The organism is Microbacterium esteraromaticum (assembly GCF_900163815.1).
GTDB lineage: Bacteria > Actinomycetota > Actinomycetes > Actinomycetales > Microbacteriaceae > Microbacterium > Microbacterium esteraromaticum_B.
On record NZ_FUKO01000022.1, the window covers coordinates 146418 to 158500 of the forward strand.

Here is a 12083-nt window from a genome sequence, read left to right on the forward strand (position 1 = left end):
GAATCCGGCTTTGTTGTCGGACGCTTCCCATACGCTCGAGTGGTGACCCGAGGAGACGAACCCATGCAGGCACTATCCGAAGGAGCCCGCCGGTAGGCGGTGCGCAGCGATGATCGAGTTCCGGTCCGTCACGAAGGAATTCCCCGACGGCACACTCGCGGTCGAGGATTTCAACCTCGTACTGCCCTCCCGCAAGACCACCGTCTTCGTCGGATCTTCCGGATGCGGCAAGACGACGCTGCTGCGGATGATCAACAGAATGGTCGAGCCGACCTCCGGCGACGTCGAGATCGACGGCGAGAGCGTTCTCGGCGGCGACCCGGTCGCCTTGCGTCGGCGCATCGGATACGTGATGCAGAACTCCGGCCTGATGCCGCACTTCAGCGTCATCGACAATGTCGCCACCGTGCTGCGACTCACTGGAGTGGGCAAGCGCGCGGCCCACGAGCGCTCCCGTGAACTGCTCGCCACCGTCGGCCTTGATCTCGAGCTCGCCGACCGCTATCCGAGTCAGCTCTCGGGCGGCCAGCAGCAGCGCGTCGGCGTGGCTCGCGGACTCGCAGCCGATCCGAACATCCTGCTCATGGACGAGCCGTTCGGGGCCGTCGACCCGATCGTGCGCGCAGACCTGCAGCAGGAGCTCATCCGTCTGCAGGTCGAACTCGACAAGACCGTGGTGTTCGTCACGCACGACATCGACGAGGCGTTTCTGCTCGGCGATCAGGTGGTCATCCTCGACAAGGGCGCCCGCGTCGTGCAGGTCGGCAGCCCCAGCGAGATCATCGAGAACCCGGCCGACGACTTCGTCTCGGCGTTCATCGGGGCGGAGCGCGGGCATCGGGCGCTGTCGATCCGGCACACACCGCACGGCCCTGTGATCGTCGACTCCGAGGGGCGCACGCAGGGCCGGCTGCTCGACGAGACGGCGGATGCTGCGTCGCCGAGTGCTTCCCTGAATCAGTCTGGGTCCCTGAGCCTGTCGAAGGGCACTGGCGATGAGAGCGTGACGTGAGCTGGGTCTTCGACAACCTCGGGCTGATCGCCGACCTCACTCTGGTGCACCTGCGTCAGAGTGTGATTCCGATCGTGCTGGGGTTCCTGTTGTCGATTCCCCTCGGCTGGGTCGCCTGGCGATACCGGCTCGTGCGCGGTCCGATCATCGTGCTCACCGGACTGCTCTATACGATCCCCTCGCTCGCGCTGCTGATCCTGCTGCCCGCGACACTCGGCTATTCCGCGATCAGCGAGTCCAACCTCATCGCCGCGCTCACCATCTATGCGATCGCCATCATGGTGCGCGCAGTGGCCGATGGCCTTGACTCGGTGGATCCCAGCATCCGACAGTCCGCGACGGCGATGGGCTACGCGGCGCCGCGACGTTTCTTCGCTGTCGAACTGCCGCTCGCCGGGCCCGTGATCCTCGCGGGGCTGCGCGTCACGGCGGTCTCGACCATCTCGCTCGCCACTGTCGGCATCCTGATCGGCGTCACCAACCTGGGCTACCTGTTCACCAACGGCCAGCAGCGTCGTCTGGTCGTAGAGGTGCTCTCGGGTGTTGTCGCCGTGGTCGTGATCGCACTGCTCATCGACCTGCTGCTTCTGCTGCTCGGTCGTGCCCTCATGCCGTGGACGCGTGCGACTGGTCACGCATCCACGCAGAAGCCGGCACGCACGCAGAAGGTGCTGAGGGCGGCCGCATGAACCTCTTCTCCGAAGCGATGGCCTGGCTGTTCTCGCCGGAACGCTTGCAGGGGCCTTATGCGCTGCAGACGCTGCTCGGTCAGCACCTCTTCTACACGGTCATCTCCGTGCTGATCGCGGCGGCCATCGCCTTTCCGGCGGGCTGGCTGATCGGCCACACCGGCAAGGGCCGCGAGATCGCCGTCGCCATCTCCGGAGCCGCACGCGCCGTGCCGTCGTTCGGACTGCTGGTGCTGCTCGTGCTCGTGCTGGGTGTCGTGCGCACGCCCCTGGCGGCGATCATCACCTTCGTGCTGCTCGCCATCCCCTCGCTGCTCGCCGGTGCGTACACCGGTCTCGAAGCGATCGACCGGCGCGTGGTGGATGCTGCTCGCGCGATGGGCATGACCGAGTGGCAGATCTTCACCAAGGTCGAGCTTCGACTCGGTCTGCCGCTGCTCGTCGGCGGCCTGAGGTCGGCACTGCTGCAGGTCATCGCGACTGTCACCATCGGCGCGTACGTGAACCTGGGCGGTCTTGGCTGGCCGATCATCCAGGGCATCCCGCTGCGGCGTTTCGATCAGGTGCTCGGCGGTGCGATCCTCGTCGCGGTCCTGGCGCTCCTGGTCGACCTGCTGCTCGCGTTGGCGCAGAAGGCCGCTGTCCCGTCGGGCGTGCGTGCGCAGCATCCGGTTTCCGAGTCTTCCTCCCCCTCGTCGCGCGCCCGTCGTGCGGCATCCGTCCCTGCCTGACCCATGAAAGGTCCCCATATGTTCTCCTCACGCAAGATGCGCACCACCCTCGCGGCCGGTGTAGCCTTCGCCGCTGTGATCGCGCTGACCGGATGCGGCAGCAGCAACCCCCTCGAAGAGCCGTCCGGTGACGCGGGCACCGATGCTGCCAGCGACACGATAGTCATCGGCTCGCAGGCGTACTACTCGAACGAGATCATCGCCGAGATCTACGCACAGGCGCTCGAGAATGCCGACTTCACCGTCAAGCGGCAGTTCAACATCGGACAGCGCGATGCGTACATGCCCGAGATCGAGTCCGGCGCGATCAACCTGTTCCCGGAGTACACCGGCAACCTGCTCGAGTACCTCGATAAGGATGCGACGGCGACCAGCCCCGACGACGTGTACGCGGCACTGCAGAAGGCGCTGCCCGAGAACCTGACCGCGCTCGACTATGCCGAGGCGAGTGATCAGGACACCTACACCGTGTTGAAGAGCGTGGCCGAGAAGAACGGGCTCACCACGATCGCCGACCTGTCGAAGCTCGACCACACCGCCGTGCTGGGTGGTTCGCCCGAACTCGAGCAGCGGCCATACGGCCCTGCCGGAGCGAAGTCGGTCTACGGCGTAGACGTCTCGTTCTCGGCGACCAGCGAGGGCACGCTCGACGCCCTGCTGTCGGGCGTCGTCGACGTGGCTGACATCTACTCCGCGGACCCGTCCTTCAAGACCAAGGACATCGTGGCGCTGGAAGACCCCGAGAACATGATTCTCGCCTCGAACGTCGTGCCGCTCGCCTCGAGCGACATCGCCGACAAGATCAGCGACATCATCAACAAGATCAGTGCAGAGCTCGGTGTCGACGATCTCGTCGCACTCAACGTGCAGAGCACGGTCGATCAGATGTCGGCTCCCGACATCGCGAAGAAGTGGCTCACCGACAACGGGCTGCTCTAAACAGCGTGCGTGCCGTCAGGGCGCTCAGATGCGAGCGTCCTGACGGGGCAGCCAGATCTGCTTGATGATGATGAGGATGGATGCCGTCACCGGCACCGCCACCAGAGCACCGAGCAGACCCAGCAGCGTGCCGCCGGCGAGCGCGCCGATCACGACGAGCGGGCCCGGCACCGAGACCGTCTTGTTCATGATGCGCGGGGTGAGGAAGTACGCCTCGAGCTGCATGTAGACGAGATAGATGACCGCGAACAGCAGCGCGTGCCACGGGTCGGCGAACAGCGCGATGACCGAGCCGATCGCCCAGAACAGCACCGACCCGACCAACGGGATCAGGGTGATCAAGAACGCCACGGTCGCTAGCAGCGGGGGGAACGGCAGTCCCAGCGAGAGATAGAGGATGAGCACGATGATCGCGTTGATGAACGCGAGCGTGACCATCCCCTGCACGTAGCCGCCGACCGAATCGGTGATCTGGTCGGTGATGTCGCGCGCACGGGCGCGGTCACGTGCGGGAGCGAAGCGCAGCAGCGACGTCTTCATCGTCGGCAGGCCCGCCACGAAGTACAGCGTCAGTACGAGCACGACGATGGCACCGGAGATGCCGGCCGCGATCGAGGAACCGATCTTCAGTGCACCGCCACCGATCGTCTGCCAGGTCTTGCCATCGGTGAGGAAGTCCTGGGCGTCGGTGACGAACTGCTCGAACTGGTCGCCGAACTGCCTCTCGAGGAAACTGTAGACGTCGCTGCGCATGAAGTCGGAGATGAGGTCCGGAACCGACGTCACGAACGCGGTCACCTGCTCGACGACCACGGGAACGATCATCAGCAGCACCAGTGCGAGCACTCCGACCAACCCGAGGATCACCACCAGCACACTCAGGCCACGGGAGAGCCCGCGGCGTTCGAGAAAGCGCACGGCAGGGTCGAGTCCGAGGGCTGCGAACAGCGCGAACGCGATGTAGATGATCACGGTCGACAGGCTCGTCAGAGTGAGCGCGAGAAGGAAGGCAGTCAGGCCACCCAGAGTGACCAGGAAGCCGAAGACGAAGGGCTTGTCGATGCGCGCCCAGAACGACCGGCTCGGCTCGGGGGCTTCGGTGACATGAGGGGTGCCCTGCGATGGTGCCGGGGTGAGTGCAGCATCCACCGGCGGTGGGCTCGCCGCCTTCTGGTTGCGGGTCGCGGACCGGGAGCGCGCGGCGCCATCTTTGCTCATGCGCAATACTCTATGGCTCGCAGACACCCGCCGCCGGGTTTGACCTGTCAAATGGCGGATGCGGGCAGTCCGGGTTGACTATCGTGAAGGAGTCGACCAGAGGAGAGCCATGTCCGACGACGCCGCAAGTGCCGCCCAGGCCCGTTCGGAGCTGCTGCGCCTGCGCGCCAGCATCGACAACATCGACGCCGCCCTGATCTTCATGCTGGCCGAGCGCTTTCGCGCCACGCAGCAGGTCGGGCAGCTCAAGGCCGAGCACGAGATGCCCGCATCCGATCCGGGTCGTGAAGAGCAGCAGGTCGCCCGGCTGCGTGCGCTCGCCGAAGAGGCGCATCTCGACCCGGAGTTCGCCGCCAAGTGGTTCAACTTCGTCGTCGCCGAGGTCATCCGCCATCACACCGAGGCCGCCGAGGGCCGCTGAGGGGGAGTTCGCCCTTCCCTCGCCCGTGTTCGTGCCTCGAATGGTCGCCATTCTGCGGGCGAGGCGACGAATTGCGGCACCTGAAGCATGGCCAGCCTCGCGCAGCACTCGACCCGAGGACGCACAAGTGCAATAATATGAGTGTTACTGCCGAGAACAATCATAAACATGCATGGCCTGGGCGGCAGAGGTCATCCAAGGAGCTGACATGACCGAAAATCTTCCCGGCGCGCACATGCGCGCCGAACTGAACTCCCAGCCCGAGACCTGGGCGCGCGCCGCCGAGATGCGCACCGAGCAGGCCCTGCTCCCGGCATCCGGTGCCCGCATCGCCGTCGTCGGCTGCGGCACCTCCTGGTTCATGGCGCAGTCATACGCCGCGCTGCGCGAGAGCGCGGGCCAGGGCGAGACCGACGCGTTCACCGCATCCGAGGTTCCCTCCGACCGCGGCTACGACGCGATCGTCGCACTCACGCGTTCTGGCACGACCTCCGAAGTGCTGGAGCTGACCAAGCGCGTCAAGGGCAAGACTCCGGTCATCGCCGTGCTCGGTGACGACACCTCGCCCCTGGTCGACCTCGCCGACTCCGTCATCGCGCTGCCGTTCGCCGACGAGCAGTCGGTCGTGCAGACCCGCTTCGCAACGACCGCCCTCGCGCTGTTCCGCGCCTCGCTGGGCGAAGACCTCACCAAGGCGATCGCCGACGCACAGGCCGTGCTCGATGGCACCGATGACGCCGCTCTCGGCGAAGCCGACCAGTACAGCTTCCTCGGCCTCGGCTGGTCGATCGGCCTCGCGCACGAGGCCGCGCTGAAGATGCGCGAGTCGTCGCAGTCGTGGACCGAGTCGTACAGCGCCATGGAATACCGCCACGGCCCGATCGCGATCGCCGCTCCCGGCCGCATCACCTGGCAGTTCGGCACCGCACCCGAGGGGCTGAAGGCTCAGGTCGAGGCCACCGGCGCCCGCTTCGTGCAGCACGACATCGACCCGTTGGCCGACCTCGTGCGCGTGCACCGCGTCGCCCTCGACCGCGCTGTCGCCAAGGGCCTCGACCCCGACCAGCCGCGCAACCTCACCCGTTCCGTCATCCTCGACGACTGACGCCGGTTATCGTGCAGCACGCCTCGCCTGATCACAGCAGCATCCCCGACGTCGTCACCGACGCCTCGGGGGAGAAGCTCGCGCGCGCCGCGACGATCGGGCGCGGCGTGCCCGTGCTCGCCTTCGACGTCGGAGGCACCGATATCAAGTCGGCGCTTTTCGACGCAGACGGCACGGCTCTCGGCCTGCGCCGTACGCCCACACCCGTCTCCGGCGGAGCAGAGGGGCTCATGGAGCGGCTGGCCGAGTTGGCAGACGAGTTGAAAGAGCAGCATCCGCTCGTCGTTCCTGAGGCGGTCGGCGTCGTCGTGCCCGGCATCGTCGACGCGGAGAGCGGCATCGCCGTCTTCAGCAGCAACCTCGGTTGGCGAGGCGCACCGATTCGCGATCTCGCGAGCGCTCGGTTCGGGATGCCGGTGGCCTTCGACCATGACGTGCGCGCGGCCAGCTGGGCCGAGCGCGTCCTCGGCGGAGCGCGGGAGTATGCGAACTCGGTCGTGCTGATCATCGGCACGGGCATCGCCGGTGCGCTTCTCATCGATGGCCGCCCATACATGGCCGGTGGCTATGCCGGCGAGATCGGCCACTCGCCGATCGGTGAATGGCCGTGCCCGTGCGGTGCGCGCGGATGCCTCGAAGCCGTCGCCTCGGCCGGCGCGATCTCTCGCCGATACGCGGAAGCGACCGGCGTCAGCATCGGCGGCGCCAAAGAGGTCATCTCCCGCGTTGCCGCGGGCGATGAGGTCGCCGGGCAGATCTGGAACGAAGCTCTCGACGCGCTGACCCTCGCGATCGCACAGCTCACGGCGGTGATCGCACCGGATGCCGTCGTCATCGGCGGCGGGCTCTCCCGCGCGGGCGACGCTCTGTTCGATGAGCTGCGCACGCGCCTGGCCGACAGGCTGAGCTTCCACCGCATCCCTCAGCTGGTTCCCGCCGAGCTGTCGGGGAACGCCGGCATTCTCGGCTCGGCGCTGCGCGCCCGCGATGCAGCGGAGGGCAAGGCATGATCGTCACCGTCACGGCGAATCCGGCGCTGGATCTCACCTGGCACGTCGAGCGGATCGTCGCCGGCGGCACGCACCGAGCGGATACCGGGGCCGCGCGCGCGGGCGGCAAGGGCCTCAACGTCGCTCGCGTGGCGCACGCGCAGGGTGCGCCGGTTCGGGCGATCACCACTGTTGGTGGTGCGACCGGGGCGGAGTTCGCCGACGAGCTGACCGCAGCCGGGGTGCCGCACGTGCTGGTTCCCGTTGCGGCATCCACACGTCGCAGCATCGCCCTCGTCGACGAAGCGCTCGGCGACACCACGATCATCAATGAGCGAGGTGTCGCGCCGACGGCATCCGAATGGGAAGCGCTCAAAGCCGCGGTCGCCGACGCACTGCGCGCAGACGCGCGCGTGCTCGTGATCTCCGGCAGCTTCCCACCGGCGACGCCCGACGACGTGCTGCCTGCGCTGATCGCCCTGGGTCGGAATGCCGGCGCTGTCGTCATCGCCGACACGTCAGGGCCGTCCCTGCTTCAGGCGGCGGATGCCGGAGCATCCGTTCTCAAACCCAACGAGCATGAGCTGCGGGATGCCACCGGGCTCGCCGACCCGCTCGACGGCGCCCGCGAACTGCTGCGTCGCGGTGCCGAGCTCGTGCTGCTCTCGCAGGGCGCCGACGGGATGCTGGCGATCACCGCTTCAGCGGCTGACCCTGACCTCCAGGTGTTGCATGCGCGGCTCGACAGGGTGCTCGCCGGCAACCCGACGGGTGCGGGCGATGCCGCGGTGGCGGCGTGCGCGGTGCTGATGGATGCTGGCATCCACGACCCCGAAAAGATCCTTCGCCGCGCCACTGCCTGGTCGGCCGCCGCCGTGCTGATGCCGCTGGCCGGTGAGATCCACCCCTCGTGCCCCGACCTCGAGCGCGACCTCATCGTCGTCCCCGCCGCTTTCGCCCCGGCCACCCACGCCGAGAAACCACTTCCGGCACGAGAAACCGCATCTGACGTGGTTTCTCACGCAGATAGTGGTTTCTCGCCAGCAGCCGGGGCGCCCGCGCCCGATTCGCCGGCATCCGGCGCACCGACACCAGCATCCGACCGAAGGAACCCTCGATGACTCTCGTCTCCGCCCGCGACCTCATGCGCGACTCGGCTGCCGCTGGCACCGGTCTCGGCGCCTTCAATGTGATCCACCTCGAGACGGCCGAGGCGCTCGTCTCGGCATCCGAGCGGGCGCAGCTGCCGGTGATCCTGCAGATCTCTCAGAACTGCGCCGACTACCACGGCGGGCTCGAGCCGATCGGTCTAGCCACCCTCGCGATCGCTCGCCGCGCGGCGACACCGGTGGCGGTGCACCTCGACCATGCCGAGCGTCCCGAACTCGTCGATGAGGCCATTGCACTGGGCTTCGGATCGGTCATGTTCGACGGCGGCAAGCTCGAATACGACGAGAACGTCAAGATCACCGCCGATGTCGCCGCCCGCGCGCGTGCCGTCGGCGTCTACATCGAGGCGGAACTCGGCGAGGTCGGCGGCAAAGACGGCGCGCACGCGCCCGGCGTCCGCACCGACCCTGACGAGGCCCGCGCCTTCGTCACCGCCACCGGTGTCGACGCGCTCGCCGTCGCCGTCGGATCGTCCCACGCGATGCTCGATCGGTCGGCATCCCTCGACATCGAGCTGATCGCTCGTCTGCGCGACGCACTGCGCGGCACCGGCGACCAGGGCGGAGATGTGCCGCTCGTGCTGCACGGCTCGTCGGGCGTCTCGGATGCCGTGATCGTGCAGGCGGTGCAAGCGGGCATGACGAAGATCAACGTCTCCACGCATCTGAACGGATTCTTCACCCGTGCGATCCGCGAGACGCTCGCCGCCGACGAGAAGCTCGTCGACTCGCGCAAGTACCTGAAGCCCGCTCGCGAAGCGCTCGCCGAAGAAGCCGCCCGGATGCTGCGCCTCTTCGCGCTCGTCTCAGCCTGACCGTTCTGAAGAGCTGACAGGTCTGCTGACGTGAATCGCGCCGCCCGCCTCACTGCCATCCTCGACCTGCTCGCCGAACAGGGCGAGGTGGGAATCGACCAGCTCGTCGAGCGCTTCGGCGCGTCTGCGGCCACCACGCGTCGCGACCTCGACAGCCTTGCCGAGCGCCGGCTGCTGACCCGCACCCACGGCGGCGCTGTGGCGCAGTCGGTCGCCTATGAGCTGCCGATTCGCTACAAGAGCCACCACGGCACGGGTGAGAAGGAGCGGATCGCGGCGGCAGCATCCGCTCTCGTCGAACCGGGGCAGGTCGTGGGGCTCTCCGGCGGCACGACCACCAACGCGATCGCGACGGCGCTCGCCGCCCGCGATGACCTCACCGCGCACGGGCTCACGGTCGTCACGAATGCGGTCAACATCGCCGCTCAGCTGGCGATGCGGCCGGAGTTCAAGGTCGTCGTCACCGGCGGGGTGATCCATCCGCGCAGCTTTGAACTGGTCGGACCGTTCGTCGAGCAGCTGCTGGGCGGCATCCGTCTCGACATCGCCTTCCTCGGTGTCGATGGGCTGGAAGCAGAATCGGGTGGCACTACGCGGGATGAAGATGAGGCCGCCGTCAACCGGATGATGGCCGAGCGCGCCGCGCAGGCAGTGATCGTGGCGGACTCGTCGAAGATCGGCCGCCCGGCGTTCGCGCACGTCGGCAGTGCCGAGCTGTTCCCGCTGGTGCTGACCGATGCCGGAGTGACGGATGCTGACCGCACTCGCCTGACGGATGCCGGCTTCGAGGTGCGCATCGCGCCCTGAGCTGGGGTGGGTCCAGGTTGCGACTCTCGCGCGGTGTTTCATCCTTCGCCCTGCCGCCCTGTGGTGCCGGTGTCGCAAATGGCCGCTTCGGGTGGGTTTTAGCGACCAACTGGCACACGTGAAGCGTGGGCTGGGGTGCTTTCGGGTGATCTCCTTTGGTGCCGGTGTCGCAAATGGCCGCTTCGCGTGGGTTTTAGCGACCAAGTGGCACGCGGAGCGTGCGGGGGAGGGTGTGTCCCGGCGAGTACGACGTGGCGTGGGTCAGAGACGGGGTCGGTCAGAGGCTGCGCGGGCCTGAAGCCTGGGCGAAGATCAGGCTCGTGCTGGTGGATGCCACTTCCGGGCGCAGGCTGAGGGTGTCGGAGACGAGTTCGCGCAGCGCGGCAGCATCCGCCACCGCCACATGCACCAGGAAGTCGCGGTCTCCGGCGAGGAAATACACCCGCTGCGTCGCCTTCAGTGACTCGAGGTAGGACTGAAACCTGCGCAGGTCGCCGCGGGCGTGCGCGTGCAGACGGATCGTGATGAGCGCTTCGAGGTGCAGTCCCATCGCCGCCGGTGAGACCTCGGCGTGGAAGCCGACGATGACTCCGGCGGCCTGCAGTGCCCGTACCCGCTTCAGGCAGGTCGACTCCGCAATTCCGGCGATCGCGGCGAGGTCGGTGTTCGAGATGCGGCCGTTGCGGCTGAGTTCCGACAGGATGGTGCGATCGACGGCATCCAGATCGATCGACGACCGTGCCGAAGATTCAGCGTCCATTGGTGCACTTCCTTGCCTGGTAACGAGGATTGCCCTCGTTGAAACGTGATTCTACGCAGAATCTGCGACCATAGCCCCAACCGATCGTTGAGATCTGCATAATCACAGTGAGGGGCGTTTCGTGCGCCAGATCTCAGGGATGAGTCTTCAGGAGGACGCAATGTCGCGGACGATCGTCGTCGGTGCGGGAATGGTCGGTCTGGCCACGGCTTGGCATCTGCAAGAACGCGGCGTCGAGGTCACCGTCATCGACCGGGTGGGTGTCGGCGCGGGGTCGTCGTGGGGCAACGCCGGTTGGCTGACGCCCGGCAAGACGATTCCGCTCGCCGATACCAGCCTGTGGACCTACGGTCCCCGCGCACTGCTCGATCCGGATGCTGCGCTGCACGTGCCGTTCCGCGTCGATCCGAGCCTCTGGTCGTTCCTGCTGCGCTTCGCCGCTCACGGCACCAACCGCGCATGGGATCGCACGATGGCCGACCTCACGCCCATCGACAAGATCGCGCTGGAGTGCTTCGACGAGCTGCTCGACGGCGGGGTCGAATCGTGGACCCGCGAGGGCCCGTTCGTGATCGGCTTCAAGGAGAAGGGCCAGTCGAAGGCCTTCCTGCATGAGGTCGAAGGCGTCGTCCGGCACGGGCAGGAGGTGCCGTTCGAGCAGCTCGAGAACCCGCGCGAGCTCGCGCCGGTGCTGTCGGATGCCGTGCAGCTCGCCTACCGGCTCGACGGCCAGCGCTTCTTCGAGCCGGCACCTTTCGTCGAGGCTCTCGGCCATGCAGTCGTCGCCCGTGGTGCAGAACTGCTCACCGGGTATGAGGTGACCGATGTGTCATCGACCCGCAAGCCCGTGGTGACGATGTCGAACGGACGCCGCATCGAGGCAGATTCGGTCGTGATCGCGACCGGAGCGTGGATGCCGAAGCTCGCCCGCAAACTCGGCGTGCGCACCCGCGTGCAGGCCGGCCGCGGCTACTCATTCACGGTAGCCACTGAGCAGCCGCAGGAGCATCCGGTCTATCTGCCGTTCCAGCGCATCGCGTGCACGCCGTACCAGGGGCGCTTCCGCATTGCGGGCACCATGGAGTTCCGCCGACCCGATGAGCCGTTCCAGCCGCGTCGTGTGCAGGCGATCATCGAGCAGTCGCGCGAGCTGTTCACCGGCATCGACCTCGACGACCGGCAGGACGAATGGGTCGGCTCGCGCCCGGTGACCCCCGATGGGCTGCCGCTGGTCGGGGCCACACGAGCGCCGAACGTGTACGTCGCGGGCGGTCATGGCATGTGGGGCATCGTGCTCGGCCCCGCCACCGGCAAGCTGCTCGCCGAGCAGATCACCACCGGTCGCATCGCCCCCGAGATCCGGCCTTTCGACCCGCTGCGCTGAGCTGCGTGCGGCGAGCGTTCGTTGCGTGCGGAGGAGATCACAGG

General features: G+C 67.4%; 13 protein-coding genes. 11 read left to right on the forward strand and 2 right to left on the reverse strand.

The window, feature by feature from the left end; translation table 11 throughout:
- The first annotated feature begins 109 nt into the window (after positions 1 to 109).
- From FM104_RS10025 to FM104_RS10040, 4 genes are read left to right on the forward strand one after another with little or no spacing between them, the layout of a single operon-like run.
- Positions 110 to 1012, forward strand: coding sequence for an ABC transporter ATP-binding protein (locus FM104_RS10025; protein WP_087132030.1), 903 nt, complete (start codon positions 110 to 112; stop codon positions 1010 to 1012).
- A complete protein-coding gene (locus tag FM104_RS10030; RefSeq protein ID WP_087132032.1) occupies positions 1009 to 1701 on the forward strand; it encodes an ABC transporter permease in 693 nt (230 codons plus the stop codon). The genes FM104_RS10025 and FM104_RS10030 overlap by 4 nt, the downstream gene beginning before the upstream one ends.
- Positions 1698 to 2432: an ABC transporter permease gene (locus FM104_RS10035; RefSeq protein WP_087132035.1), complete on the forward strand. Its 735-nt coding sequence runs from the start codon at positions 1698 to 1700 to the stop codon at positions 2430 to 2432. The genes FM104_RS10030 and FM104_RS10035 overlap by 4 nt, the downstream gene beginning before the upstream one ends.
- Positions 2433 to 2450: 18 nt before the next feature.
- Positions 2451 to 3371 carry an ABC transporter substrate-binding protein gene (locus FM104_RS10040; RefSeq protein ID WP_087132037.1) on the forward strand — a complete coding sequence of 307 codons (921 nt, stop codon included), beginning with the start codon at positions 2451 to 2453 and terminating at the stop codon, positions 3369 to 3371.
- A 24-nt stretch (positions 3372 to 3395) separates the two neighbouring features.
- Here FM104_RS10040 and FM104_RS10045 read toward each other — a convergent pair whose 3' ends face one another.
- Positions 3396 to 4589, reverse strand: a complete 1194-nt coding sequence (locus FM104_RS10045) for an AI-2E family transporter (RefSeq protein WP_087132040.1) — start codon at positions 4587 to 4589, stop codon at positions 3396 to 3398.
- A 109-nt stretch (positions 4590 to 4698) separates the two neighbouring features.
- Between FM104_RS10045 and FM104_RS10050 the strand changes: the two genes are divergently transcribed.
- The 6 genes from FM104_RS10050 (at position 4699) to FM104_RS10075 (ending at position 9895) form a co-directional block, all read left to right on the forward strand.
- A complete protein-coding gene (locus tag FM104_RS10050) occupies positions 4699 to 5010 on the forward strand; it encodes a chorismate mutase (protein ID WP_087132043.1) in 312 nt (103 codons plus the stop codon).
- A 208-nt stretch (positions 5011 to 5218) separates the two neighbouring features.
- Positions 5219 to 6115 carry an SIS domain-containing protein gene (locus FM104_RS10055; protein ID WP_087132046.1) on the forward strand — a complete coding sequence of 299 codons (897 nt, stop codon included), beginning with the start codon at positions 5219 to 5221 and terminating at the stop codon, positions 6113 to 6115.
- Between the two features lie 11 nt (positions 6116 to 6126).
- Positions 6127 to 7125, forward strand: a complete 999-nt coding sequence (locus FM104_RS10060) for an ROK family protein (RefSeq protein ID WP_218778572.1) — start codon at positions 6127 to 6129, stop codon at positions 7123 to 7125.
- Complete coding sequence (locus tag FM104_RS10065) at positions 7122 to 8225, forward strand: 1-phosphofructokinase family hexose kinase (protein WP_087132049.1); 1104 nt, start codon at positions 7122 to 7124, stop codon at positions 8223 to 8225. Before FM104_RS10060 ends, FM104_RS10065 begins: the two co-directional genes overlap by 4 nt.
- On the forward strand, positions 8222 to 9088 hold the full coding sequence (locus tag FM104_RS10070) for a class II fructose-bisphosphate aldolase (RefSeq protein WP_087132052.1): 867 nt from the start codon (positions 8222 to 8224) through the stop codon (positions 9086 to 9088). The genes FM104_RS10065 and FM104_RS10070 overlap by 4 nt, the downstream gene beginning before the upstream one ends.
- 30 nt (positions 9089 to 9118) lie before the next feature.
- Positions 9119 to 9895: a DeoR/GlpR family DNA-binding transcription regulator gene (locus tag FM104_RS10075; protein WP_087132054.1), complete on the forward strand. Its 777-nt coding sequence runs from the start codon at positions 9119 to 9121 to the stop codon at positions 9893 to 9895.
- Positions 9896 to 10172: 277 nt separating this feature from the next.
- Here the strand turns inward: FM104_RS10075 and FM104_RS10080 are convergent, their stop codons facing one another.
- Positions 10173 to 10655, reverse strand: a complete 483-nt coding sequence (locus FM104_RS10080) for an Lrp/AsnC family transcriptional regulator (RefSeq protein ID WP_087132056.1) — start codon at positions 10653 to 10655, stop codon at positions 10173 to 10175.
- 160 nt (positions 10656 to 10815) lie between these two features.
- Here FM104_RS10080 and FM104_RS10085 point away from each other — a divergent pair, with 160 nt between their 5' ends.
- Complete coding sequence (locus tag FM104_RS10085) at positions 10816 to 12039, forward strand: NAD(P)/FAD-dependent oxidoreductase (RefSeq protein ID WP_087132059.1); 1224 nt, start codon at positions 10816 to 10818, stop codon at positions 12037 to 12039.
- Positions 12040 to 12083 lie beyond the last annotated feature (44 nt).

Coding starts and splice junctions, on each gene's coding strand:
- FM104_RS10025 (WP_087132030.1), top strand. CDS start 110: ATGATCGAGTTCCGGTCCGTCACGAAGGAATTCCCCGACGGCACACTC.
- FM104_RS10035 (WP_087132035.1), top strand. CDS start 1,698: ATGAACCTCTTCTCCGAAGCGATGGCCTGGCTGTTCTCGCCGGAACGC.
- FM104_RS10040 (WP_087132037.1), top strand. CDS start 2,451: ATGTTCTCCTCACGCAAGATGCGCACCACCCTCGCGGCCGGTGTAGCC.
- FM104_RS10045 (WP_087132040.1), bottom strand. CDS start 4,589: ATGAGCAAAGATGGCGCCGCGCGCTCCCGGTCCGCGACCCGCAACCAG.
- FM104_RS10050 (WP_087132043.1), top strand. CDS start 4,699: ATGTCCGACGACGCCGCAAGTGCCGCCCAGGCCCGTTCGGAGCTGCTG.
- FM104_RS10055 (WP_087132046.1), top strand. CDS start 5,219: ATGACCGAAAATCTTCCCGGCGCGCACATGCGCGCCGAACTGAACTCC.
- FM104_RS10065 (WP_087132049.1), top strand. CDS start 7,122: ATGATCGTCACCGTCACGGCGAATCCGGCGCTGGATCTCACCTGGCAC.
- FM104_RS10070 (WP_087132052.1), top strand. CDS start 8,222: ATGACTCTCGTCTCCGCCCGCGACCTCATGCGCGACTCGGCTGCCGCT.
- FM104_RS10080 (WP_087132056.1), bottom strand. CDS start 10,655: ATGGACGCTGAATCTTCGGCACGGTCGTCGATCGATCTGGATGCCGTC.
- FM104_RS10085 (WP_087132059.1), top strand. CDS start 10,816: ATGTCGCGGACGATCGTCGTCGGTGCGGGAATGGTCGGTCTGGCCACG.